Annotated in this window: 21 protein-coding genes and 2 riboswitches; of the genes, 9 read left to right on the top strand and 12 right to left on the bottom strand. The window is 64.0% G+C overall.

Annotated elements, in window-relative coordinates:
• Positions 1-103: 103 nt before the first annotated feature.
• The 3 genes from B5V03_RS06495 (at position 104) to B5V03_RS06485 (ending at position 2,180) form a co-directional block, all read left to right on the top strand.
• On the top strand, positions 104-841 hold the full coding sequence (locus tag B5V03_RS06495; RefSeq protein WP_129268435.1) for a competence/damage-inducible protein A: 738 nt from the start codon (positions 104-106) through the stop codon (positions 839-841).
• Between the two features lie 27 nt (positions 842-868).
• Positions 869-1,396 carry a xanthine phosphoribosyltransferase gene (gene gpt / locus B5V03_RS06490; protein WP_092028307.1) on the top strand — a complete coding sequence of 176 codons (528 nt, stop codon included), beginning with the start codon at positions 869-871 and terminating at the stop codon, positions 1,394-1,396.
• A gap of 166 nt (positions 1,397-1,562) precedes the next feature.
• Positions 1,563-2,180: a hypothetical protein gene (locus B5V03_RS06485; RefSeq protein ID WP_129268434.1), complete on the top strand. Its 618-nt coding sequence runs from the start codon at positions 1,563-1,565 to the stop codon at positions 2,178-2,180.
• Here the strand turns inward: B5V03_RS06485 and B5V03_RS06480 are convergent.
• Entirely contained in the window at positions 2,177-2,404 is a 228-nt protein-coding gene (locus B5V03_RS06480; RefSeq protein ID WP_245502175.1) for a hypothetical protein, read from the bottom strand. The genes B5V03_RS06485 and B5V03_RS06480 overlap by 4 nt on opposite strands.
• Positions 2,405-2,409: 5 nt before the next feature.
• Entirely contained in the window at positions 2,410-3,432 is a 1,023-nt protein-coding gene (locus B5V03_RS06475; RefSeq protein ID WP_129268433.1) for a methionine synthase, read from the bottom strand.
• Positions 3,433-3,552: 120 nt separating this feature from the next.
• On the opposite strand from B5V03_RS06475, the gene B5V03_RS06470 reads away from it, so the two are divergent.
• The 3 genes from B5V03_RS06470 to B5V03_RS06460 all read left to right on the top strand — a co-directional run bounded on the left by B5V03_RS06470 (position 3,553) and on the right by B5V03_RS06460 (position 6,008).
• Positions 3,553-4,254 carry a glutathione S-transferase N-terminal domain-containing protein gene (locus B5V03_RS06470; protein ID WP_129268432.1) on the top strand — a complete coding sequence of 234 codons (702 nt, stop codon included), beginning with the start codon at positions 3,553-3,555 and terminating at the stop codon, positions 4,252-4,254.
• A 171-nt stretch (positions 4,255-4,425) separates the two neighbouring features.
• Positions 4,426-5,034: a 2-hydroxychromene-2-carboxylate isomerase gene (locus tag B5V03_RS06465; protein WP_129268431.1), complete on the top strand. Its 609-nt coding sequence runs from the start codon at positions 4,426-4,428 to the stop codon at positions 5,032-5,034.
• Positions 5,034-6,008, top strand: coding sequence for an NADPH:quinone oxidoreductase family protein (locus B5V03_RS06460; protein WP_129268430.1), 975 nt, complete (start codon positions 5,034-5,036; stop codon positions 6,006-6,008). The genes B5V03_RS06465 and B5V03_RS06460 overlap by 1 nt, the downstream gene beginning before the upstream one ends.
• 106 nt (positions 6,009-6,114) lie before the next feature.
• Here the strand turns inward: B5V03_RS06460 and B5V03_RS06455 are convergent, their stop codons facing one another.
• The 9 genes from B5V03_RS06455 to B5V03_RS06415 form a co-directional block, all read right to left on the bottom strand.
• Entirely contained in the window at positions 6,115-7,005 is an 891-nt protein-coding gene (locus B5V03_RS06455) for a crotonase/enoyl-CoA hydratase family protein (RefSeq protein ID WP_129268429.1), read from the bottom strand.
• A gap of 104 nt (positions 7,006-7,109) precedes the next feature.
• Positions 7,110-8,531, bottom strand: coding sequence for an amidase (locus tag B5V03_RS06450; RefSeq protein WP_129268428.1), 1,422 nt, complete (start codon positions 8,529-8,531; stop codon positions 7,110-7,112).
• Between the two features lie 2 nt (positions 8,532-8,533).
• Complete coding sequence (locus B5V03_RS06445) at positions 8,534-9,697, bottom strand: M20 aminoacylase family protein (protein ID WP_129268427.1); 1,164 nt, start codon at positions 9,695-9,697, stop codon at positions 8,534-8,536.
• 13 nt (positions 9,698-9,710) lie between these two features.
• Entirely contained in the window at positions 9,711-11,216 is a 1,506-nt protein-coding gene (locus B5V03_RS06440; protein WP_129268426.1) for a M81 family metallopeptidase, read from the bottom strand.
• 293 nt (positions 11,217-11,509) lie between these two features.
• Positions 11,510-13,159, bottom strand: a complete 1,650-nt coding sequence (locus B5V03_RS06435) for an ABC transporter ATP-binding protein (RefSeq protein ID WP_129268785.1) — start codon at positions 13,157-13,159, stop codon at positions 11,510-11,512.
• 14 nt (positions 13,160-13,173) lie between these two features.
• Positions 13,174-14,061 (bottom strand): ABC transporter permease, encoded by an 888-nt coding sequence (locus B5V03_RS06430; protein ID WP_129268425.1) that lies wholly within the window; start codon positions 14,059-14,061, stop codon positions 13,174-13,176.
• Positions 14,062-14,081: 20 nt separating this feature from the next.
• Positions 14,082-15,023, bottom strand: a complete 942-nt coding sequence (locus B5V03_RS06425) for an ABC transporter permease (protein ID WP_164987824.1) — start codon at positions 15,021-15,023, stop codon at positions 14,082-14,084.
• A gap of 179 nt (positions 15,024-15,202) precedes the next feature.
• On the bottom strand, positions 15,203-16,504 hold the full coding sequence (locus tag B5V03_RS06420; protein WP_129268424.1) for a D-amino acid dehydrogenase: 1,302 nt from the start codon (positions 16,502-16,504) through the stop codon (positions 15,203-15,205).
• A 68-nt stretch (positions 16,505-16,572) separates the two neighbouring features.
• Positions 16,573-16,677, bottom strand: a riboswitch (glycine riboswitch).
• A 3-nt stretch (positions 16,678-16,680) separates the two neighbouring features.
• A riboswitch (glycine riboswitch) is annotated at positions 16,681-16,784 on the bottom strand.
• A 94-nt stretch (positions 16,785-16,878) separates the two neighbouring features.
• Entirely contained in the window at positions 16,879-18,009 is a 1,131-nt protein-coding gene (locus B5V03_RS06415; protein ID WP_129268423.1) for a M20/M25/M40 family metallo-hydrolase, read from the bottom strand.
• Between the two features lie 268 nt (positions 18,010-18,277).
• Between B5V03_RS06415 and B5V03_RS06410 the strand changes: the two genes are divergently transcribed.
• Together B5V03_RS06410 and B5V03_RS06405 are read left to right on the top strand one after the other, a co-directional pair.
• Positions 18,278-19,885 (top strand): ABC transporter substrate-binding protein, encoded by a 1,608-nt coding sequence (locus tag B5V03_RS06410; protein ID WP_129268422.1) that lies wholly within the window; start codon positions 18,278-18,280, stop codon positions 19,883-19,885.
• A 110-nt stretch (positions 19,886-19,995) separates the two neighbouring features.
• Positions 19,996-21,594: an ABC transporter substrate-binding protein gene (locus B5V03_RS06405; protein WP_129268421.1), complete on the top strand. Its 1,599-nt coding sequence runs from the start codon at positions 19,996-19,998 to the stop codon at positions 21,592-21,594.
• Positions 21,595-21,716: 122 nt separating this feature from the next.
• On the opposite strand, the gene B5V03_RS41360 is transcribed toward B5V03_RS06405, so the two are convergent.
• Entirely contained in the window at positions 21,717-21,935 is a 219-nt protein-coding gene (locus B5V03_RS41360) for a hypothetical protein (protein ID WP_164987815.1), read from the bottom strand.
• Here B5V03_RS41360 and B5V03_RS06400 point away from each other — a divergent pair.
• A complete protein-coding gene (locus B5V03_RS06400) occupies positions 21,838-23,433 on the top strand; it encodes a glycosyltransferase family 39 protein (protein WP_129268420.1) in 1,596 nt (531 codons plus the stop codon). The genes B5V03_RS41360 and B5V03_RS06400 overlap by 98 nt on opposite strands.
• The last annotated feature ends 103 nt before the right edge of the window (positions 23,434-23,536 follow it).

Below are 23,536 nucleotides of genomic sequence, written 5' to 3'. Positions count from 1 at the left end.
TGCCTGAAAAAATGGCTGAGGTCTGCTTATTTCGGCAGCAAAACCGCGTGACTTCAACGCGTTACCTCGGCAAAGTCGGGACCAGAGGTGAGGGACTTAAGGCATGAGCGAGATCGTCACGGCGGGCATTCTGGTCATCGGGGATGAAATCCTGTCTGGCCGGACCAAGGACAAGAATATTGGCTTCATCGCCGAATACCTCACCAATATCGGCATCGATCTGAAGGAAGTCCGGGTCGTCTCCGACGATGAGCCCGACATCATCGCGGCGTTGGATGCACTGCGGCATCGCTACACCTACGTCTTCACCACCGGCGGGATCGGGCCGACCCATGACGACATCACGGCCGACAGCGTCGCCAAGGCGTTCGGCGTCGGTATCGACCATCACCCGGAGGTGGTCGCCCGCTTCCGCGAGCGCTGGAGCGAGCAGGACCTCAACGAGGCCCGCCTGCGCATGGCCCGTATCCCCGACGGCGCCGAGCTGATCCAGAGCGCGACCATCCTCGCGCCGGGCTTCAAGATCGGCAATGTCATCGTCATGGCCGGCGTGCCCTCGATCATGCAGGCGATGATGGACATCGTCTCGCCCAAGCTGAAATCCGGCGTGCGCATGCTGTCCGAATCGGTCCGCGCCAATGCGCGGGAAGGTGATATCGGCGGCCCGCTGCGGGCGATCGCCGCCGACCACCCCGACACCATCATCGGCAGCTATCCCTTCATGGACGAGGAGCAAAAGCCCAACACCAATCTGGTGGTGCGCTCGCGCGATGCGGACAAGCTCGCAGCCGCGATGGCCGCGGTGAAGGACATGCTGGCGGGATTGAACATCACTCGCTAGCACCGGTAGACGAAGCAGGAGACGACAATGGCTGGTGAAGCCCCGGAATTGAGTGCGCAGGAGCGCGCTGGCAAAGCCTTCCCGGTTTCTTGGGATCAGTTCCACCGCGATTGCCGGGCGCTGACCTGGCGGCTCAACGAGGTCGGCCCGTTCCACGCGGTGATCGCGATCACCCGCGGCGGCCTGGTGCCGGCTGCGATTGTGGCGCGTGAGCTAGGGGTGCGCGTGATCGATACGGTCTGCATCGCCAGCTACGACCACGACAAGCAAGGCGAACTCCAGGTCCTCAAGGGGATTTCCGACGCGGCGATGAAGCTCGGCGGCGGCACCGGCAAGGGCCTTTTGATCGTCGACGATCTCGTCGACACCGGCAAGACCGGCAAGCTGGTCCGCAAGATGCTGCCCGATGCGCATTTCGCCACCGTCTACGCCAAGCCGATGGGCCGTCCGCTGGTAGACACCTTCATCACCGAGGTGTCGCAGGACACCTGGATCTTCTTCCCCTGGGACACCGCACTGTCCTACCACCCGCCGCTGCGCGACGGCGCGGCGTAGTTTCTTCGCCTCTCCCCGCGCGCGGGAAGAGGCCGGATCGCATCGAAGATGCAATCCGGGTGAGGGGGGGACTCTCCGCGAGTCCGATTCTCACCATATCTGCGGATGCAGCCCCTCACCCCAACCCTCTCCCCGTAAGAACGGGGCGAGGGAGTGGACCTACACCATGCCCCTGCAAAACCGCGTCACGCCCACCGGCGACATCATCGCCACACCACACCGGGGCATGTTCACCGGCAACCGCGGCATCATCCACGATCCCGCGACCAAGACGCTGCTCAGGAAGCGCTGGTCGTCGCCGGCCTGGCTCACCTGCACCTGTGAATTCCGCGGTCGCCGCCGCGAGGTGATGGCGCAGCGAAGCTGGACCGAGCTGTTCTTCCTGGATGAGGCCACCGCGCTCGCCGCCGGACATCGTCCCTGCTTCTACTGCCGCAAGGACGACGCCAATCGGTTCCGGGCCGCATGGGAGAAGGGCAACCGCGTGCATGACGTCCGCATGCACGACATCGACACGGTGCTGCACCACGAGCGGCTCGATCACGGCAAGAAGCGGCTGCACGCGCTGCTGGTGCCGCTCGACCAGCTTCCCGCCGGCGCCATGGTGCAGCAGGGCGAGGAGAGCTTTCTGGTTACGGAGGGCAGGGCGCTGCTGTGGTCGCCGTTGGGCTATAGCGCGGTCGAGCGTCAGCTTGGCGAACCAGCGCTGCTGACGCCGCCGTCGACGCTGCGCACGCTCAACGCCGGCTATCAGCCGACGCTCCATCCGACTGCGTTGTCCTAACGCAACGGCCGCCCCTGTTCGTCCACGGTCGTTCGTGCATCGCGCAGGGCCCATTCGCGGATGATCTGGCGGCAGCGAGTCAGCTCGGCCTCGCTTGCGCTGCGGGCATCTTTTTCCGCGCGCTCGACCATCGCCTTGCAACTGAGAAGCACGGAGCGATCCTCCGCGTGCGCAGGCAAGCTGATCGCCGCGAGCGTCGCGACGACGAGGATCGTCCGGACCACCACCCTTATCCCAGCTTCTCCCGCGCCAGCGCGGCGCCGGCGCCGAGCGCCATCAGCTTGGCTTCGGCGATCTCGCGTCGCATCGGCGCCATGCCGCAATTGGTGGTGGCGATGATGTTGCTCTTGGGCACGAACTTCGACACCGCGTCGATCACCTTGACGACGTCTTCCGCGGTCTCGACCTCGTCACTGGCAACGTCGATGACGCCGGCCTGCACGATCTTGTTCTTGAGCAGCGCGAGCAGATCGAGCGGCACTTTCGAATTGCGGCACTCGATCGCGACCTGCTGGATCGGGCTGGCGTCGATCGCCGGGAAAATCTGCTCGTACTGGCGCCATTGCGCGCCGAGCGTCTCCTTCCAGTCGGTGTTGGCCTTGATGCCGTAGCCGTAGCAGATGTGCACGGCAGTGGCGCAGGTCAGCCCTTGCGCGGCGCGTTCCAGCGCCTTGATGCCCCAGTCGTTGACCTCGTCCATGTAGACGTTGAAGGCTGGCTCGTCGAACTGCACGAGATCGACGCCGTCGGCCTGCAACGCCTTGGCTTCCTCGTTCAGCAGCTCGGCGAAGGCAAAGGCCATCTTGACGCGGTCGCCATAGTAACTGTCGGAGATGGTGTCGATGATGGTCATCGGGCCGGGCAGGGTGAACTTCAGCTTCTTCCTGGTGTGCGTGCGCGCGACGCGCGCCTCGTCGGCATGGACGCGTCCCCTAAGCCGGAGCGGCGCGACCACCTGCGGCACCATCGCCTTGTAGCGGTCCTTGCGGATGCCCATCTCGACCTTGTGGGCGAAATCGATGCCGTCGATCTTCTCGAGAAAGCCGTGCACGAAATGCTGGCGGGCCTGCTCACCCTCGGTGACGATGTCGATGCCGGCGTCCTCCTGGACTTTTACGGCAAGCATGGTCGCATCGCGCTTGGCGCGGACAAGCTCGTCGCCTCCAGACTTCCAGGGCGCCCAGAGCATGTTGGGCTCGGCAAGCCATTCCGGCTTCGGCAAGGAGCCGGCGATTGTGGTTGGAAACAGCATGGGTCCCTCCGGCGGGTTGTGATTGCGCCACTGTGTGCCATGTCTTAACGTCGAGGTACAGAACAACAAAAGTCGCCCACTATTCCGACGGCGATGGCAGGGAAGGCCCAAGGAAAGGTCATGATCGATCTCCATTATGCGCCGACGCCGAACGGCTGGAAAATCTCGATCATGCTGGAGGAGCTTGGGCTGCCCTACACGGTGAAGCCCGTCAATATCCGTTCCGGCGAGCAGTTTGCGCCTGAGTTTCTGGCGATCTCCCCGAACAACCGCATTCCCGCGATCGTCGATCACGATCCCGCCGATGGCGGCGAACCGTTCTCGGCCTTCGAGACAGGCGCGATCCTGATCTATCTCGCGGAGAAGACCGGCCGCTTCCTGCCGGCGGATCTGCGCGGCCGCTCCACCACCATCCAATGGGTGATGTGGCAGATGGGAGGCCTTGGTCCCATGCTCGGCCAGCACGGCCATTTCTCGCTCTATGCGGCGGAAAAGATTCCCTATGCGATCGAGCGCTACCGCGACGAGGCCGCGCGGCTCTATGGCGTGCTCGACCGCCAGCTCGCAAAGACCGGCGCCTATGTCGCCGGCGACTATTCCATCGCCGACATCGCCTGCTTCCCCTGGACCATGACCCACAAGGCGCAGGGCTTTACCCTCGACGACTATCCGAACGTAAAACGCTGGTACGCCGAGGTGCGGGCGAGGCCGCAGGTGCAGGCGGGGCTTGCGATCGGAAAGTTCGTGAAAGAGCCGTTCGACGAAGAATCACGCAAGATCATGTTCGGCCAGAGGGCCAAGGAAGTGTTGGGAAAGACGTAGGCACCGCTCTCTCCCCGTCATTGCGAGGAGCTCGTGACAAAATTGCGTAGCAATTTTGCATTGATGCGACGAAGTAATCCAGAAGTGTGTCCGCGGAAAGATTCTGGATTGCTTCGCTGCGGTCGCAATGACGGAGGTGAGAGCGAGATAAACAAGATACAAGGAAACGCCATGATCGAATTCTTCTTCGACTGCTCCAGCCCCTGGACCTATCTCGCCTTCCACAACATCCAGCCGCTCGCAAAAGAGCTCGGCGCCGAGATCAGCTGGCGGCCGATCCTGGTCGGCGGCATCTTCAATACGGTCAATCCGAGCGTCTACGCCCAGCGCGAGACACCGGTGCCGCTCAAAGCGCGCTACATGAAGAAGGACCTCGCCGACTGGGCGCGCTCGGCAGGGCTCTCGATCAAGATGCCGCCGACGGTGTTTCCGGTGAACAGTGTCAAGGCCATGCGCGGCTGCATCTGGTTGGGCAAAGACATGGTGCCGTTCGCGACCGCGGTGTTCGAGGCCTATTGGGGCGGCGACAAGGACATCTCGCAGGACGCGGTGCTGGCCGAGATTTGCAAGAAGGTCGGCGTTGACGAGCAGAAATTCTTCGCCGGCATCGCAGAGCAGGGGATCAAGGATCAGCTCAAGGCCAACACCGAAGAGGTCGTCGCGCGCGGCGGCTTTGGTTCGCCGACGATCTTCGTCAACAAGACCGACATGTACTTCGGCAATGACCGCCTGCCGCTGATCCGCGAGGCGCTCAAGCGCAGCAAGGCGAGCGCGGCCTGATGGTGCGCGCTGTCGTCTGCCGCGAACTCGGCGCACCCGAAACGCTGCGGCTGGAGGAGTTTCCGTCGCGCCCCCTCAAACCGGGCGAGGTGCGCGTCGCGATCCGCGCGGCCGGGTTGAACTTTCCTGATGTGCTGATGGCAGCGGGTGAGTATCAGCTCAAGCCTGAGCTGCCGTTCACGCCGGGTATGGAAGCCGCTGGTGATGTCACCGAGGTCGGCGAGGCGAGGGGAGTCGCTGTCGGCGACAAGGTCATCGTCAAGATGCGCCACGGCGCATTCACGGACGAAGCCGTGGTGACGCCATCGCAGCTCACGCCCATGCCCTCGACCTTCGACTACGCGGAAGCCGCAACCTATCTCGCCGGCCACGGCACCGCCTATCACGCGCTGATCGATCGCGGCCGGGTCGAGCCGGGCGAGGTGCTGCTGGTGCACGGCGCCGGCGGTGGCGTTGGGCTTGCCGCTGTCGAGATCGGCAAGATGCTCGGCGCGACCGTGATCGCGACCGCCTCCAGCGACGAAAAGCTTGCGATCGCGAAATCACGCGGCGCCGATCATCTCATCCGCTACGACCGCGAGCCGTTTCGCGATGCCGTCAAGCGCATCACCGACGGCCGCGGCGCCGACGTGGTGTTCGATCCTGTTGGAGGCGAGGTGTTCGAGAACTCGATGCGCTGCATCGCCTGGGGCGCGCGGCTACTGGTGATCGGTTTTACGGGCGGCATCGGCTCGGCGAAGACAAACCTTCTGCTGATCAAGGGCGCCAGCGTGCTGGGCGTGCGCGCGGGGGAAGCCGTGCGGAAAAATCCCGCGCTCGGTGAGGTGCGCCTGAAGGCGCTGCTGCAATGGGCGGAGGAGGGCAAGCTGCGTCCCAACATTTCGCACCGATTGCCGCTGGAAGACTATGCGAAGGCGATGCGATTGTTGCTCGACCGCAAGGCGATCGGCCGCGTGGCGCTCGTGATGGAGTGACGGTGCCGTAGGGTGGGCAAAGCGAAGCGTGCCCACCATTCTGGATTTGGTCGCTAATAGGTGGTGGGCACGGCGCAAGAGCGCCTTTGCCCACCCTACGAGAGCCTCACTTGTACTCCCGCTCCGACCACCACGGGAAATAATCCGGCATATCACTGGATACCTTGTTCTTGAACTCCGCCGGCCGCTTCTCCAGGAACGACACCACGCCTTCCTTCACGTCCTCCGAGCGACCGCGCGTGTAGATGCCGCGGCTGTCGACCTTGTGGGCTTCCATGGGATCATCGGCGCCCATCATGCGCCACATCATCTGGCGGATCAGTGCCACCGACACCGGTGCGGTCTTCGTCGCGAATTCTTTCGCGAGCGCGCGCGCGGTCGGCAGCAGATCATCCGGCGCGACGACCTTGCTGACGAGACGCCCTGCGAGCGCTTCCTGCGCCGGGAACACGCGGCCGGAATAGCACCATTCCAGCGCCTGCGAGATGCCGACGATGCGCGGCAGGAACCAGCTCGAGGCTGCCTCCGGCACGATGCCGCGCTGGGAGAACACGAAGCCGAAGCGGGCGGCCTCCGAGGCAATGCGGATGTCCATCGCGAGCTGCATGGTGACACCGATGCCGACGGCAGGGCCGTTCACCGCGGCGATCACGGGCTTCAGGCATTTGAAGATGCGCAAGGTCACCTGGCCACCGCCGTCGCGCACCTGCGGATCGCTGTAGTCGACCTTGCCATCGGCAAAGCGCTTCACCGGCCCGCGCCGCGCGTCGCGATCGAATGTGTCAGCCCCCGAGGAAAGATCGGCGCCTGCGCAAAAACCGCGGCCGGCACCTGTCACGATGATGGCGCGGACGTTGTCGTCCTTGTCGGCGGCATCGAACGCGTCGATCAGCTCTCCTTGCATCTGCGCGTTGAAGGCGTTGAGCTTGTCGGGCCGGTTCAGCGTGATGGTGAGGATCTGCTCGGCGACCTCGTATGTGATCGTCTCATACGCCATGGTGGTTTCCTTCCCTGTCTTGAATTCTGTCTCGATGAGACGAGATGCATGGTCGGCGCCGTCCGTCTTGCGCGGACTGGGCATGCGGCCATGACGGAGCGCAGCTACTTCGCCGGCGGCTTCGGCCAGGGCTTCTGCGGTCCGCGCAGGCCCTCGAACGCCTTGGCCATGCCGAGCACGCCGATATCGTCGAAGCGGCGGCCGACGATCTGCACGCCGATGGGAAAGCCCTTATCGTCGAAGCCGCCATTGAGAGAGACGGCGGGGTTCTCCGACATATTCCACGGCACGGTATAGCAGATGTGCTCGAACGGTCTCATCGGATCGTTCGTGGGCGAGGCCCACTCTGCCGGATAGTTTACGTTCGGCGCGGTCGGCGAGATCACATAGTCGAGCTCACAGAACAGCTTTGCCGCAGCGTTGCGGATCGCCATGGTCTGGTTGAAGCCGCGGATCACGTCGACGCCCGACAGTTTTGCGCCGGACTCGCCCCATCTAAAGATATAAGGCAGCACCTTTTCCTGCTCGGCCGGATTCAGCTTCGACAGATCGTCCCACATCCGCGCGCGCCAGAAATTATCAAGGCCATCGAGCATGTCGCGCGTCAAAATGCCGTCGACTTCGATGACGACGCTACCCGCGGATTCGAACGCCTTTGCGGCTTTCACTGCGACGTCACGGACGGGCCTTTCCGCGGGCAGGCCGACGCCCGCATCGAGCATCAGGCCGATGCGGAGTTTACGCGGCGACTTTTCCAGCCCCTTCCAGTTGAGCGGTTCGGCGGGCAGGCTCATGCCGTCGCGCCGGTCGGGCTTTGCGATCACGCTCATCATCAGCGCGCAATCGTCGACCGTGCGGGTCATGGGACCTGCGACGCGGCCGACATAGACGGGATCGATCGGCACGCGGCCAAAGCTCGGCTTCAGGCCGACGAGACCGCACCAGCCGGCGGGCAGGCGCACCGAGCCGCCGATATCGGTGCCGAGATGCAGCGGCCCATAGCCGGCCGCGGCCGCAGCGCCAGCGCCCGCGCTGGAGCCGCCGGGATTCTTGGAGAGATCCCAGGGATTGCGCGCGAGCGCGTGGAAGCTGGAGAGACCCGAGGACAGCATGCCGTAATCAGGCATGGTGGTTTTTGCGAAGATGATCGCACCGGCCTCGCGCAAACGCGCAGCGGGCGGGGCGTCCTTCTCGGCGGGCACGAGCTTCACGCTCGCCGCGCCGAGCGGCACCGGCACGCCCTTGGTCGCGATGTTGTCCTTCACCGTGACGGGCACGCCGTCGAGCGCGCCAGAGGGTTCGCCCCCGGACCAGCGCGCGGTCGAGGCCTTGGCGGCCTCGCGCGCGCTGTCGGGATCGAATGCATAGAGCGCCTTCAGATGCGGTTCCCACGCAGCGACATGCGCGAGCAAATCCTCCAGCACCTCGCTCGGCGAGAACTGTTTTGCCCGATAGCCCGCGATCAGATCGACCGCGGAGAGATCGTGTAGCGAGGTGACCGCCTCTTCGACGCTCTTTTTCTGCATCGCTAGCCCACCGGCATGCGGGTTTCGATGATGCGGGCGAACATGCTGGCGCCGATCGGCAGGATCTTGTCGTCGAGCACGAAGCCCGGATTGTGCACGGGCACCGAGCCGTCGTGGCCGACCCAGAAATAGGCGCCGGGAATGGTTTGCAGCATGTCGGCGAAATCCTCGCTGCCCATCTTCGGCTGGGCGCGCGTAATCACGTTGGCAGGGTTGACGACGGTGCGCGCGACCTCCTCGACCACCTTGGACTGCTCGACCTGGTTCACCAGCACGTCGAAGGTGTCGCGGATGTCGACGTCGATCACGCACTGATAGGCGCTCGCGATGCCGGCGCAGATGGTGCGGATGCGTTCGGCGATCAGGGTGCGGACTTCTTTCGAGAAGGTGCGGATAGTGCCGCACAGATGCGCGTCGCCGGGAATGACGTTGTAGGCGGAACCGGCGTGGATCTGGGTGATCGAGATGACGGCGGCCTGCAGCGGCTCGACGTTGCGGCTGACGATGGTCTGGATCGCCTGCGCCAGCGTGGTCGCGATGATCACCGCGTCCTTGGAGCGTTCGGGCATCGCGCCATGCGCGCCGTAGCCGGTGATGCGGAGGTCGAAGAAGTCGGCGCTGGCCATCGCCGGGCCGGGCAGGATCGCGATCTCGCCGTGATTGAGGTCGGGGGCGTTGTGAAGACCATAAAGCTCGTCGCAGGGAAACTTCTCGAACAGGCCATCCTTGATCATCGCGCGCGCGCCGCCGAGGCCTTCCTCGGCCGGCTGGAAGATCAAATGCACGGTGCCATCGAAATTCCTGGTCTCGGCGAGGTAGCGCGCGGTGCCGAGCAGCATGGTGGTGTGGCCGTCATGGCCGCAGCCGTGGAAGCGGCCCGGAATCTTCGAGCTCCATTTCAGATTGGTGTTCTCTTCCATCGGCAGCGCGTCCATGTCGGCGCGAAGGCCGATGCGCTTGCCGCTCGAACCCTTGCCCTTGATGACGCCGATCACGCCGGTGCCGCCGAGCCCGCGATGCACCTCGATGCCCCAGCTCTTCAGCTTGTCGGCGACGATGCCGGAGGTGCGCACTTCCTCGAAGCCGATCTCGGGATGGGCGTGGAGGTCGCGGCGGATGGCGGTGAGTTCGTCGGCAAAGCCGTCGATGCGTTCGATCGTGGGCATGTATCCTGTCCGGTTAGCGTGAGGAGGGAGTGAAGGCGGGGCCGTTCGGCTTGATGCGGATGCCCGGGCGCAGGCGCGTCCAGGGCAGTGTGGCAGTGTCGGCCGGCATCGCGCCGGGCGCGGCGCAGATCATCAGCTTTTCCGCGATCGGCTCGAAATCGGCGCGGAAATGCACGGAGCTCTTGTTGACCAGAATTTTCTCAGTGGTCGGCTCGATGCCGACATAGCGGTACATCGCCTGGTCGGCGAGCTGCGCCTTGTGCGAGGAGACGACGATTCGGACGTCGCCGATGCGCAGGCAGGCGGAGGGGCCCATCTCCATCTCGCGGCCGCCGTAATAGGGGCCGGACGCGATGAAGCGGCCGTCGGAGAGTTTTTCGACCACAAAGGTCTCGCGATAGGGCTCGTCGCCGGGAACGCCGGACTTGCCGCCGAGCGACAGCGTCACGGTGGCGCCGATGCCGGCCGCATGCGCGGCCTTGGCCGATTCCGGATCGTAGATCGCGCCGGTCGCAGCGCTCGCCTTGTTGCGCACCAGCGCGCGCAGCATCCCTGTCGTGTCGGAATCGCCGCCGGCACCGGGATTGTCCTGGGTGTCGGCGATGATGATCGGCTTGCTGGCGTTCTTCGAGAGTTCCATGGCATGGCGCACGCCGTCGTCGGGCGTCCAGATCTTGCCGTCGAAATCGTCCTCATGGCTTTCGATCAGCTTGACGATTGCGTCGGCCGCGCGGTCGGCGTCGGCTTGCGTCTTGCCATAGGCGAACACGCTCGGGCCGCAGTCGCGGAAATCGGCGGCGGGGAAGCCGGGCGCGAAGGACAAAGTCGGAACCCCATCGCTTTCGAGAGCGGCGAGCCTTTCGTAGATGCCTTTGGTGGGATAGTCGTTGGTGCATTGCCAGCTGATCGCGATCAGGAAAGGCAATTGGCGGAACGACTTTGCGAAGCGCTGCTTGGTCTTCAGCAGCAAAGCGAGGTGGCGCGCTGAGGCGCGGCCGGTCTCGGCCATGTCGACATGTGGATAAGTGCGGTAGGCGATCAGCGCGTCCGCATGTTCCATCATCTCGGGCGTGACGTTGGCGTGCAGGTCGAGGCTCGCGACCAGCGGAACGTCCTTGCCGATGACGCGGCGCACGCGCGCCAGAATCTCGCCTTCGCCGTCGTCGAGATGTTCGGTCACCATCGCGCCGTGCAAATCGAGATAGACCGCATCGATCGGGCCGGCGGCTTTGATGCCCTCCACCATCACCTTCACGATGCGCTCGAAGGCGTCCTTGGTGACGTGCGCCGAGGGACTTGCGCCGCAGGCAATGGTCGGAACGAGTTCCCAGCCGTTGGCTTCAGCGCTGTCGACGAAGCCGGCGAGGCCGACATTGATGCGTCGCATCACCTTCAGCACGTCGACACCTTGCGTCATCGCCGGCCAGCCGCCGCCATGCTGGAAGTCCGCAAATGTCGCCTTCGTCGGAGCGAAGGTATTGGTCTCGTGCAGGAAGCCGCCGACGGCGATACGTGTCATCAATTCAGTCCAGGCGATTGAAAGTGCGCGACGTTAGCCCTGTGCTTGCGGCGAGAGCAAGCCGGGAAGCAATCGCGCCGCGCATGGCCTCAAGCTGTTTTGGGAATGCTGCGGATGCGGGTTGTCTTGAGAAGGCGCTTCCAAATTCTCAGTGTCGTCCCCGCGAACGCGGGGACCCATAACCCCAGGGAGGAGTTTGGCGAGGCCGGTCGTTCGGGATTTGCACCACGCGCGATCGACAAATTCCGCGGTATGGGTCCCTGCTTTCGCAGGGACGACACCGGTGAGTGCCGCTAAGCGCTCGCCACCACGCCTTCCGACACCGGCCGGAAGTTCGCAAAATCCCAGCCGCGGCCGGGGGCTGCCTCCAGCAAGGCCCTGGTGTAGGCCTCCTTCGGATGCGTCAGCACTTCGGCGGCCGGGCCCTGTTCGACGACGCGGCCGTGCTGCATCACCACGACCTCGTCGCAGATTTGCGCTGCGACGCGCAGATCATGGGTGATGAACAGGATGGCGATGCCGAGCCGCTTCTGGATCTCGTCCAGCAGTTCCAGCACCTGCGCTTGCACGGAGACGTCGAGCGCCGAGACCGCTTCGTCCGCGACCAGCACGTCCGGATCGAGTGCGAGCGCACGCGCAATGGCGATGCGCTGGCGCTGGCCGCCGGAGAACTGGTGCGGATAGCGCGTCACAGCATCGGCGGGCAGGCCGACCAGCTCGAGCAGCTCGCGCGCCCGCTTCATCGCGTCGGCGTGCGAGACGCCGTAGTTGATCGGGCCCTCCGCGATGGTCTCCCCGACAGTGACGCGCGGGTTGAGCGAGCGATAGGGATCCTGGAACACGATCTGGATCTTCTGCCGGTGCGGCTGGAGCAGGCGGCGCGAAAGGTCGGAGATCTCGCGGCCGGCGAGGCGCACGCCGCCGGAGGTTGGATCGATCAGGCGCACGATACAGCGTGCCACGGTCGATTTGCCCGAGCCGCTCTCGCCGACGATGCCGAGCGTGCGGCCCTTGCGCAGCGTCAGCGTCACCTTGTCGGCGGCGACGACCTCGCGGCCTTTGCCGAAGAACGCGCGTTCCTTGTAGACCTTGCCGAGGTCGTTGGTCTCGAGCACAACGGGCTCTTTGGTCTCGGGCCGCGCCGCGCGTGGCACCAGGCTCGGCACCGCAGAGAGCAAATTGCGGGTGTATTCCATGGTCGGATTGCGCAGCACGGTTTCGAGCGGCCCGGTTTCGACCAGTCGGCCCTGCCGCATCACAGCGACGCGGTCGGCGATTTCGGCGACCACGCCCATGTCGTGAGTGATGAACAGCACGGCCGTGCCGTGATCACGCTGGAGGTCGCGGATCAGGGTCAGGATCTGCTTTTGCGTGGTGACGTCGAGCGCAGTGGTCGGTTCATCCGCAATCAGCAACTTCGGTTCGAGCACGAGCGCCATCGCGATCATGATGCGCTGGCGCTGGCCGCCGGAGAGGCGGTGCGGGTAGGAGGCGAAGATGCGCTCGACCTGGGGCAAGCGCACCTGCTCCATCATCTCGAGGATGCGCTTCTTTCGCGCCCGGGCGTCGAGATCGGTGTGGGCGCGCAGCACTTCGTCGATCTGGCGGCCGACCGGCACGACAGGATTGAGCGCGGTCATCGGCTCCTGGAAGATCATGGCCATCTGCGTGGCGCGGAGCTGGCGCAGGCGGCGGTCGGTCGCGGTGAGGATCTCCTCGCCGACCAGCTTGACGCTGCCGCCTGATGGAACCAGCGTGCCCTTCGGCAGCAGGCCCATCGTGGTGAGCGAGGTCACCGATTTGCCGGAACCGCTTTCGCCGACGAGGCACAGCGTCTCGCGCTCATGGACCTGGATCGAGATGCCGTCGATGATCTTTGGCCCATTCGGCTTCTTGCCGACGGAGACGACGAGGTTGCTGATCTCGAGGATCGGGTTGGTCATCGCTTGATCGCTCATCACTTGCCTTCCCGCTGCTTCATGCGCGGATCGAGTGCGTCGCGGGCGGCGTCGCCGATCAGATTGATGCTGAGGATGGCGATCGAGAGCAGCAGGCCCGGCCAGAAGATCAGCGTCGGCTTGAGCTGAAAATACTGGCGGCCTTCGGCCATGATGTTGCCCCAGGTCGGCGTCTCCGGCGAGATGCCGGCGCCGAGGAAGGAGAGGATGGCTTCGGTGAGGATCGCCGACGCACAGACATAGGTGCCCTGGACGATCAGCGGCGCGATCGTGTTCGGCACCAGATGGCGCCACATGATTTTCGGCAAGCTTGAGCCGACCGAGATCGCGGCTTCGACATAAGGTTCTTCGCGCGCGGACAGCACGACCGAGCGCACCAGACGCGCCACGCGCGGGATTTCAGGAATTGTGATCGCCACCAGCACGGTCCAGATGCTGGCGCCCGACAGCGACACGACGGCGATCGCGAGCAAAATGCTCGGCATCGCCATCAGGCCGTCCATGACGCGCATCAGGACCGAGTCGACCAGCTTGAAGAAGCCGGAGACGAGGCCGATCGCAAGCCCGATGACGACCGCAAGGATCGCCGAGCCGATGCCGATCAGAAGCGAGATGCGGCCGCCATAGATGACGCGCGACAAGAGGTCACGTCCGTACGCGTCGGTGCCGAGCAGGAACTGCGCGGAGGAGGGCTTCAACCGTTGCGACGGCGCAAGCTGGATCGGATCATGCGGCGCGATCAGCGGCGCCAGGATCGAGACCAGCACGATCAGCGCGAGCAGGATCGTGGCCGCCGCGATGATCGGCGTCGAGGTGAGGAAGCCGAAACGCGGCCGTAGCGGCGAGGTGATCGGAATGGAGGACTGGGGGAGGCTATCGACCGTCATTGTTGTTGTTATCCTTGGCCCTAGTACCTGATACGGGGATCGAGCAGCGTGTAGGCGACATCGATCAGGAGATTGACGACGACGTAGATCAGCGAGGTCAGCAGGATCATCGCCTGGATCACCGGATAGTCACGCGCCAGCACCGCATCGACCGTCAGACGGCCGATGCCGGGGATGTTGAACACGCTCTCGGTGACGACGACGCCGGAGATCAGCAGCGCAAAGCCGGTGCCGATCACGGTGATCACGGGCACGGCCGCGTTGCGTAGCGCATGCCGCATCATCACGGCGACTTCGTTGATGCCCTTCGCGCGTGCGGTGCGGACGTAGTCTTCACCCAGCACGTCGAGCATCGCTGCCCGCGTCATGCGCGCGATCAGCGCGATATAGATGAAGGAGAGCGCGCAAGTCGGCAGGATGATGCGCTCGAAGAACGGGCCGAAACCGTTAAAGATGCTGCGGAAGCCCTGCACCGGCACCCAACGCAGGTCGATCGCGAAGACCTCGATCAGGATGTAGCCGACCACGAACACCGGCACCGAGAAGCCGAGCACGGAGAGGCCCATCACGAAGCGGTCGATCCAGGTGCCGTGCTTCCATGCCGCGACGACGCCGAGCGGCACCGCGACGATGACGGCGAGGATGATGGTCGAGAGCGCGATCGAGATCGACGGCTCCATGCGCTGGCTGATCATCTTCACGACCGGCAGATTGGAGATCAGCGAGGTCCCGAGATCGCCGTGCAGCAGCTTGTTCACCCAGGTGATGAACTGCACGATCAGCGGCTCGTTGAGGCCGAGCGACTCGCGGATGCGCTCGAGCCGTTCCGGTGTCGCGTTGTCGCCGGCGAGAATCGCTGCGGGATCGCCCGGGGTCAGCCGTAGCAACAGGAACACGAACAGCGCGACGACGCCCATCACGGGCACCGCGGCCAGAACGCGGCGAATGAGATAACCTAGCATGCACCTATCTCCGGCTGCGGAACTTGTGGGGCCCCAGGGCGCCCGTGGATTCGATCTTGTCTATCATGCGCGCCTGTCATTCGGGCTGGAAAGCCGGCCGGAGATGCCGGCTTTTCGGGGCAAATTGTGTGCCAAGGGCAGGGCGGTCGCAAGGACCGCCAGCCTCCCGCTTCAACCACTTAGGATGCATGACGCAGCTCGCGCTCAACCCTGAGTGAGGGTGCGGTCGGCGGTGCGTTGAGCCCGCGCCAGCCGTCGATGGTTCCGGCAATCATCTGCGCAGTGGCGGCCGACAGGGTCCAGCCGAGATGGCCGTGGCCGGTGTTGAAGAACACGCCCGGCATCCGCCCTGCGCGGACCACCGGCATCATGTTCGGCATCATCGGCCGCAGCCCGGCCCACGGGATAACGCGCGACGTCTCGACAGCCGGAAAATTGCTGCGCACCCAGTCGACCAGCGGCTGCACGCGGTCGGCACGGATGTCGCGGTTGAAGTCGTTGAACTCGGCCGTGCCCGCAACCCGAAATCGATCCGCGCCGAGCCGGCTGGTGACGATCTTGGCGGCCTCATCGAGCAGGCTGACGGTCGGCGTCGCGTTGCGGCTTTCGGCGGTGTCGAGCTGCACGGTGATCGAGTAGCCCTTCACGGGATAGACGTTGACGCGCTCGTCGAGGAGAGCGGCGAAGTGGCGGCTGGCAACGCCGGCGCAGACCACGACACCATCCGCCTTCAGCATGCCGCGCGAGGACGGGACAGCATCGCTTGCAGCAAGATCATCCCAGCCGATGACAAAGCCGCCTTGGGCTTGCGCGATGGAGTCGATGTTGACTTCGTGGATGAAGGTTGCGCCACGACGCTTGCAGGCCTCTGCAAGCCCGCGCGTGAACTTGTGGATATCGCCGGTCGCGTCCGACGGCGTGTAGAAGCCGCCGTAATAGTCTTTGCGCAGCGTCGGCTCGATGGCGCGGATTTCTTCCGGCGTCACCGGGCGGCGATCGAGCCCGCCTTCCTGCAACAGCGCGTTGACGCGCAGGCCGGATTCAAAACCCTTCTTGTCGTGATAGATGTGGAGGATGCCGCGGCGTTCGAGGTCGAAGTCGATGCCTTCGCGTTCCGCGATCTCGAACAGATGCTTGCGGGCTTCGATCGCGAGCCGGGTGGTCTCGATGGTATTGGCGCGGTAGTTGCCGATATTGGCGACGAACTCGCTCATCCAGGAATATTTGTGCCAGTTCGGCCGCGGGTTCATCAGCAGCGGCGCATCGCGCCGGAACATCCAGCGCAGGCCTTTGAGGATCGTTGCGGTGCTGTTCCACACTTCGGCATTGCTGGCGGAGAGCTGTCCGCCATTGGCGAAGGAGGTCTCCATCGCGGCGTAGCGGTGCTTGTCGAGCACCGTCACTTTGTAGCCGCGTTCGAGGAGGGCATAGGCAGTCGTCACGCCGGTGATGCCGGCGCCGATGATGGCGATATGGGTCATGGCTGGTCTCGGGGCTCCCGTGAGTTAGAGTCGGCTAACCGCCGGCCAAAGGCCGTTGGCGGCGCCCCATCTGTCACGGTTACCTGAGAGCTTGATCCGTTGCGGATTTCGCAACGGACTATCCCCTTCGGTGGACGTCACGATTTGCAAAATCGTGCCGTCTCTCTCCAGATCGTCCTGACGATACAGTCCTTTTGCCTGAGAGTTTCCGGGGCGGTTGCTCCGTCGGCGCCGTCACGAAAGCCGAAGCTGTCGTCACGATCTCTCCCGCATCGTCGCGTGGACCCGGGAGCAGTACGATGCGCCTCATTTTTAGACAAGGCTAAATTTCAACCGCGGCTGCCAACGTATTGTGCAGTGCCGAATTGATTTAATTATTCAAGCGTCGCGAGCAGCCCTGCCATCAAGCGGCCGCGTTCGACCAGACTGTCGACCTCGATGAATTCCTCCAGCGTGTGGCCATTGCCGCCGCGCACGCCGAGGCCGTCGAGAGTCGGGATGCCCATCGCGCCTGTAAAGTTGCCGTCGGAGCCGCCACCTGAGCTTGCGTGTGGCAGCTTCGCGCCGAGCGACTCGGCGATGCCGCGCGCCTTCTCGTAGAGCGCCATGGTGCCGGCATCCGGCTCCCACACCGGACGGGTCACGCCGCGCGTCACCTTGAAAGTGACGTCATTCGCCGTGCCCGAGAGCGCCAGCATGCGCTCGACGCCGCGATCAAGATCGGCCTGGCGCTTGGCCATGGACAGCGCCTCGCCGGTGGCGGTCGTGGCAACGCAATTGACCCATTGTCCGCCATGCACGACACCGACCGAGAAGGTGCAGTCCTCCGTCGTCATGGCGTCAATCGCGAGAATCTGGCGCGCCATCTCGCGGATTGCCGAGCGTCCTGCCGACAGCGTTGCGCCGGCGTGGCTCGGGCGTCCTGTCGCTTCAAGATTGAAGCGCGCAATGGCGTAACGTCCGGTGGTGACGCCGTTGTCGGCGCGGCCGGGCTCGGGCACCAGCACATATTTGTTGCGCGCGGCTTCCGCTTCGATGATGTCGCGCGTCGAGGGCGTGCCGACTTCTTCGTCGGGCGTGAACAGGATGGTAATCGGCAACGGCGTCGTGAAGGAGGCGCGCGCCAGTTGCCGGATCGCTTCCAGCGAGAGGTAGTTGCCGCCTTTCATGTCGTAGATGCCGGGGCCGTAGCATTTGTTGCCCTCGCGCCGCCATTTCAGCTTCTCGATGGTGCCGACCGGGTGAACGGTATCCATGTGTCCGGCGATCAGAATGCCCGGCTCACCCTGCTTCGGATGCGGGAAACGCGCGCGGATGACGCCGCCAAAGCCCTGACGGCCGCCGATGCGTTCGATCGTCGCACCCATGATTGCCATATCCCGCGCTGCGATATCGAGCATGCGGTTAACGGCGCTTGCGTCCCAGGTCGGGCTTTCGCATTCCACCCAGGTGCGCAGGCCTTCGAGCATCGCCTCGGAATCGAAGGGAAGATTGGCTGGATTCATCTTAATGTCTCTCAAGCTGCGAAAGATGGAACGCGCATTGCATTGGCGCAGGGCAGGACAAGCGGAGAGCTTTGTAGAGCGAAACCGATCCTTGTGGAGCCCGTGCGCACGCCGCAAGGGCTTGCAGCGAAACCGGATTGACGCGCTCAAGACTGTCTGCAAGTCTCGAAAAGATAAAGGCATTGCATGAGGTTAGTTCGCCTAAGGAACGAACCGAATGCTCAACCAATAACCTGCCTTTGACCAGTTTCACGTCAGGAGAACTTTTATGTTGAGCTTGATGCGCCGGGGGCGACGCGCGTTCGCTTCCACACTTGCGCTGTCGGTCGTCGCGCTGTCCACGGCGATGGCCTCGCCGGTATTTGCGGCAGGCAAGACCATCACCGCGGTGATGCATTCGGATCTGCGCATCATCGATCCGATCTTCACCACCGCCTACATCACGCGTGACCATGGCTACATGGTCTACGACACGCTGATCACGACGGATTCGAGCTTCAAGATCCAGCCGCAGATGGCGGACTGGAAGGTCTCCGACGACAAGCTCACCTACACCTTCACGTTGCGCGACGGCCTCAAATGGCATGACGGCGCGCCGGTGACGGCGGAAGACTGCGTCGCCTCGCTCAAGCGCTGGGCCGCCGTCGACGGCATGGGCCAGCAGATGATGACCTTCACGGCCAGCATCGAGGCGACCGACGCCAAGACCATCACGCTGAAGCTGAAGGAGCCCTACGGCCTCGTGCTCGAATCGATCGGCAAGCCGTCCTCGCGCGTGCCCTTCATGATGCCGAAGCGTATCGCCGAAACGCCGCCGGACAAGCAGATCCCCGAGCAGATCGGCTCCGGCCCCTTCAAGTTCGTGCAGGGCGAATTCCAGCCCGGCGTGAAGGCGGTCTACGTCAAGAACACCGACTACGTGCCGCGCAAGGAGCCGTCGAGCTGGACCGCCGGCGGCAAAGTGGTGAAGGTCGACCGCGTCGAGTGGATCACCATGCCGGACGCGCAGACCGCGGTGAACGCGCTGCAATCGGGCGACATCGACTTCATGGAAGTGCCGCCGTGGGACATGCTGCCGGTGCTTGAAGGCAATGCCGACCTCAAGGTCGATACCCTGAACAAGTTCGGCTACCAGACCCTCGGCCGCATGAACTTCCTCTATCCGCCCTTCGACAATCCGAAGGTCCGCCGTGCAGCACTTCTGGCGATGAACCAGAAGGACGTGCTCGACGCGCTCGTCGGCAATCCCAAATACTACAAGGTCTGCGGTGCCTTCTTCATCTGCGACACCCCGTTTGCGACCGACGTCGGCTCGGAATCGCTGGTGAAGGGCAACGGCATGGCGGAAGCCAAGAAGGCGCTCGCCGAATCCGGCTATGACGGCACCCCCGTCGTGGTCATGGTGCCCGGTGACGTCGTCACGCTGAAGGCGCAGCCGACGGTGGCGGTGCAGCTGCTCCGTGAGGCCGGCTTCAAGGTCGACGCGCAGGCGACCGACTGGCAGACGGTGGTGAGCCGCAGAGCCAGCCAGAAGCCCCCGAAGGAGGGCGGCTGGAACATGTTCTTCACCAACTGGGTCAGCGCCGACGTGTCCAACCCGATCTCCAACCTCTCGATCGGCGGGCAGGGCAAGAAGGGCTGGTTCGGCTGGGCGGAGAACGCCAAGATCGAGAAGCTCAAGGACGATTTCGTCCGTGCCGCCTCGCTCGACGATCAGAAGAAGATCGCGACCGAGATCCAGAAGGAAGCCTACGACCAGGTGATCTACGTGCCGCTCGGCCAGTACCTGGCGCCGAGCGCGTGGCGGAAGTCGCTCTCCGGCGTGCTCGACGGCCCGGCGACCCCGGTGTTCTGGAACATCGACAAGTCCGAGTAAGGCAAGCCGATAAGGCCAAAGGCGCGTGCCGCGCTTTGGTCCCGATCATCATGCGGCGCCGCTGTCATCAGCGGCGCCGTTTGCCGGAAGAACTTGCAAGGAGAGCTTCAATGTTCCGACTTATGCGTCGTGCGTTCGCCTCCAGACTTGCGCTTTCGGTGGTGGCGTTTTCGGCACTGGCCTCGCCAGTTCTGGCCGCAGGCAAGACCATTACCGCCGTGATGCATTCGGATCTGCGTGTCCTCGATCCGATCTTCACCAGCGCCTATATCTCGCGTGATCATGGTTACATGGTCTATGACACGCTCATCGCGACGGATTCGAACTTCAAGATCCAGCCGCAGATGGCGGACTGGACGATCTCCGACGACAAGCTGACCTACACCTTCACGCTGCGCGACGGCCTGAAGTGGCATGACGGTACGCCGGTCACTGCGGAAGATTGCGTTGCCTCCCTGAAGCGCTGGGCCGCGGTCGATGGCATGGGGCAGCAGATGATGCTGTTCACCGCGAGCATTGAGGCGACCGATCCCAGGACCATCACGCTGAAGCTGAAGGAGCCGTACGCGCTCGTGCTGGAATCGATCGGCAAGCCGTCCTCGCGGGTCGCTTTCATGATGCCGAAGCGTCTCGCCGAGACGCCGGTGGAAAAGCAGATCCCCGAGCAGATCGGCTCCGGCCCCTTCAAGTTCGTGCAGGCTGAATTCCAGCCCGGGGTGAAGTCGATCTATGTCAAGAACACCGACTACGTGCCGCGCAAGGAGCCGGCGAGCTGGACCGCCGGCGGCAAAGTGGTGAAGGTCGACCGCGTCGAGTGGATCACGATGCCGGACGCGCAGACGGCGTTGAATGCGCTTCAGTCGGGCGACATCGATTTCATGGAAGTTCCCGCCATCGAAATGTTGCCCGCCATCGAAGCCGACAAGGACCTCAAGATCGAGATTCTGAACAAGTTCGGATTCCAGACCGGCGCTCGGATGAACTTCCTTCATCCGCCCTTCGACAACGTCAAAATCCGCCGCGCGGCCTTCCTGGCGGTCAAGCAAAAGGACGTGCTCGATGCGTTGATCGGCAATCCCAAATACTACAAGACGTGTGCCGCGGCCTTCATCTGCGACACGCCGTTCGCGACAGAGGTTGGCGGCGAGACGCTGGCGAAGGGCGGCGACATTGCTGCGGCCAGGAAGGCGCTCGCCGAGTCCGGTTACGACGGGACACCCGTCGTGCTGATGGCGCCGGGCGACGTGCTGACGCTGAAGGCTCAACCGATCGTGGTGGCCCAGCAACTGCGCGACGCCGGCTTCAAGGTCGATATGCAGGCCACCGATTGGCAGACGGTGGTGAGCCGGCGCGCCAGCATGAAGCCTCCGAAGGAGGGCGGCTGGAACATGTTCATCACCAACTGGGTCAGCGCCGACGCCTCCAACCCGATCTCTAATGTCGCTGTCGGCGGGCAGGGCAAGAAGGGCGGCTGGTTCGGTTGGCCGGAGGACGCCAGGATCGAACAGCTCAAGGACGCCTTCGTTCGTGCTGCCTCGCTCGACGAGCAGAAGAAGATCGCGACCGAGATCCAGAAGGAAGCCTACGATCAGGTGCTCTACATGCCGCTCGGCCAGTATCTGTCGCCGAGCGCCTGGCGCAAATCGCTGACCGGCGTGCTCGACGGCCCGGCGACGCCGGTGTTCTGGAATATCGACAAGACCGAGTAAGGGAAGGGTGCGTCCTGCACCTTTTTGTCCCGATCATCACGCGGCGGCGCTGTCATCAGCGGCGCCGTTGTCGTTTTGCCGGGTGTCGTTTGCCGGTCATGTGACGCAAAGGCGTCGCGCTTTTAACTCTTCCAGTTTCCAATTGTTGCTATTTGTTTCCAATCTGAAATAGATGTGCGCAGTTCGTACATCACTTCCTTGCTGCATTTGATTCCCTTGCCGATCGATTTTGCATTCCAGGCGATGGCCGAACGGTCCGATCGCGCGCCAGCACGATGGCGACGGCCGTTTTTACACTGGCTCGATGGCATCGAGGCGGGCTGGGCGGTGCCGCTTCTCATTGCGTGCTTCGTTGTGGTCTGGACGCTTTATCTGGCGGTCGCCTATGCCGGCGGTGGCCTGCATCCCGATACGCTCGAGGCCTGGACGCTGGGACGGAATTTCGCCTTCGGCTATCACAAGCATCCGCCGCTGATGGGCTGGATCGCCGCGAGCTGGACCTTCGTCTTCCCGTCCAGCGACTGGTCGCTGCAGCTGATGGCGATGGTGAATGCCGGGCTCGCGCTGTTGTTCGTCGATCTGGTGTCGCGCCAGTTCGTGACCGGGCACAAGCGCATCCTGGTGCTGCTGCTCCTGATGCTGACGCCGGCCTATCAATTCCATGCCCAGCGCTTCAACGCCAATTCGGTGCTGCTGGCGGTCTGGCCGCTGGCGACCTGGTGCTTCCTGCGCGCGTTCGAGACGCGCTCGGCGCTGTGGGCGGTTGCGGCGGGATGCGCGACGGCGCTGGCGATGGTCGGCAAATATTATTCGATCTTTCTCGTCACGAGCTTTGTGTTTGCCGCGCTGGCACATCCGGCGCGGCGCGCCTATTTCACCTCCGCTTCGCCGTGGATCTCGATTGTTTCCGGGCTCGTGGTGCTGTCGCCGCATATCTACTGGTTGGCGACGACGGGCGCGTCGGCCTTCACCTATGCGCTGGCCCACGCCAACGGCAACGCCGCGAGCTCGCTCGGTGAGGTCAGGAATTTTCTGCTGGGGCTGGCGGCGGCGATGAGCGTGTCGGCCGTGCTCTGGATATTCATCGCCGGGACGCGGCTCAAGCAGTTCCCAGCCGACTTCGCGGCGATGAGTCCGGGCCTGCGGCTTCTCTTCTCAGTTGCGATCGGCACGATCGTGCTGCCGGTCCTGACGTCGCTCGCGATGGGCACGGATCTGCCGTCGCTTTGGGCGTTGCAGGGGCTGTTTCTGTTCGTCGTGCTCGTGGTTTGCGGCACGCGCTATCCGATCGAGCGCTTCTACACCGTCAACGTCACGGTGATCACGGCCGGCGTTGCGCTTGCCGCCGTCCTGGTCGCAGCGCCGATCCATGCCGTCTATCGCAACGATCGCGGCTATGAAGAGGGCCGGAATTTCTACGCGCAGGCGGCCAACGAGCTCACCCGCGAGTGGCGCGAACTGACGGGTGAGCCGCTGAGCGCCGTGAGCGGCGATGACTCGCTCGCTTTTGCGACGGCGTTCTACAGCCCGGACCATCCGAAATATGCGCGGCCCTTCGAGTACCAATACTCTTGGGGCCTGCCGCGTAAGACGACGCTGGATCGCGGCTGGGCCGCGCTCTGTTTTCGCGGGCAGGACTATTGCGGCCGGTGGATGGAGTGGGTTTCCGGAAGCGCCGGACACTTCGTCCGTCGCGAATTGACCGTGCAGGCGACATTGTGGGGGCGGCCCGGTCTCACGCGAGAGGTCGTGATATTGATGGTGCCGCCACGCGGAAACAGCGCGTCACCCGAGAGCGCTGCCGACGATTTCAGCGCCAGCAAAAGGGCAGCAGAGTAGTGCCTGTGCTCAGCAATGGCTGTCGCGCAACCGCTCAAGGCCTTCGCTTGCGAACGGCGCGGTGAACGTCGTCTTGTCGGTATTCGGCGCGGATCGCTCCGGC

This window comes from Bradyrhizobium betae (genome assembly GCF_004123905.1).
Taxonomy (GTDB): domain Bacteria; phylum Pseudomonadota; class Alphaproteobacteria; order Rhizobiales; family Xanthobacteraceae; genus Bradyrhizobium; species Bradyrhizobium betae_A.
Note: the sequence above shows the minus strand (reverse complement) of the source record. Positions and strands in the feature narration are given on the sequence as shown.

Excerpts from the sequence above, each read along its gene's own strand:
- B5V03_RS06495 (WP_129268435.1), top strand. The coding sequence starts at position 104 with ATGAGCGAGATCGTCACGGCGGGCATTCTGGTCATCGGGGATGAAATC.
- gpt (WP_092028307.1), top strand. The coding sequence starts at position 869 with ATGGCTGGTGAAGCCCCGGAATTGAGTGCGCAGGAGCGCGCTGGCAAA.
- B5V03_RS06485 (WP_129268434.1), top strand. The coding sequence starts at position 1,563 with ATGCCCCTGCAAAACCGCGTCACGCCCACCGGCGACATCATCGCCACA.
- B5V03_RS06475 (WP_129268433.1), bottom strand. The coding sequence starts at position 3,432 with ATGCTGTTTCCAACCACAATCGCCGGCTCCTTGCCGAAGCCGGAATGG.
- B5V03_RS06470 (WP_129268432.1), top strand. The coding sequence starts at position 3,553 with ATGATCGATCTCCATTATGCGCCGACGCCGAACGGCTGGAAAATCTCG.
- B5V03_RS06465 (WP_129268431.1), top strand. The coding sequence starts at position 4,426 with ATGATCGAATTCTTCTTCGACTGCTCCAGCCCCTGGACCTATCTCGCC.
- B5V03_RS06460 (WP_129268430.1), top strand. The coding sequence starts at position 5,034 with ATGGTGCGCGCTGTCGTCTGCCGCGAACTCGGCGCACCCGAAACGCTG.
- B5V03_RS06455 (WP_129268429.1), bottom strand. The coding sequence starts at position 7,005 with ATGGCGTATGAGACGATCACATACGAGGTCGCCGAGCAGATCCTCACC.
- B5V03_RS06450 (WP_129268428.1), bottom strand. The coding sequence starts at position 8,531 with ATGCAGAAAAAGAGCGTCGAAGAGGCGGTCACCTCGCTACACGATCTC.
- B5V03_RS06445 (WP_129268427.1), bottom strand. The coding sequence starts at position 9,697 with ATGCCCACGATCGAACGCATCGACGGCTTTGCCGACGAACTCACCGCC.
- B5V03_RS06440 (WP_129268426.1), bottom strand. The coding sequence starts at position 11,216 with ATGACACGTATCGCCGTCGGCGGCTTCCTGCACGAGACCAATACCTTC.
- B5V03_RS06435 (WP_129268785.1), bottom strand. The coding sequence starts at position 13,159 with ATGACCAACCCGATCCTCGAGATCAGCAACCTCGTCGTCTCCGTCGGC.
- B5V03_RS06430 (WP_129268425.1), bottom strand. The coding sequence starts at position 14,061 with ATGACGGTCGATAGCCTCCCCCAGTCCTCCATTCCGATCACCTCGCCG.
- B5V03_RS06425 (WP_164987824.1), bottom strand. The coding sequence starts at position 15,023 with ATGCTAGGTTATCTCATTCGCCGCGTTCTGGCCGCGGTGCCCGTGATG.
- B5V03_RS06420 (WP_129268424.1), bottom strand. The coding sequence starts at position 16,504 with ATGACCCATATCGCCATCATCGGCGCCGGCATCACCGGCGTGACGACT.
- B5V03_RS06415 (WP_129268423.1), bottom strand. The coding sequence starts at position 18,009 with ATGAATCCAGCCAATCTTCCCTTCGATTCCGAGGCGATGCTCGAAGGC.
- B5V03_RS06410 (WP_129268422.1), top strand. The coding sequence starts at position 18,278 with ATGTTGAGCTTGATGCGCCGGGGGCGACGCGCGTTCGCTTCCACACTT.
- B5V03_RS06405 (WP_129268421.1), top strand. The coding sequence starts at position 19,996 with ATGTTCCGACTTATGCGTCGTGCGTTCGCCTCCAGACTTGCGCTTTCG.
- B5V03_RS06400 (WP_129268420.1), top strand. The coding sequence starts at position 21,838 with ATGGCCGAACGGTCCGATCGCGCGCCAGCACGATGGCGACGGCCGTTT.
- B5V03_RS41360 (WP_164987815.1), bottom strand. The coding sequence starts at position 21,935 with ATGAGAAGCGGCACCGCCCAGCCCGCCTCGATGCCATCGAGCCAGTGT.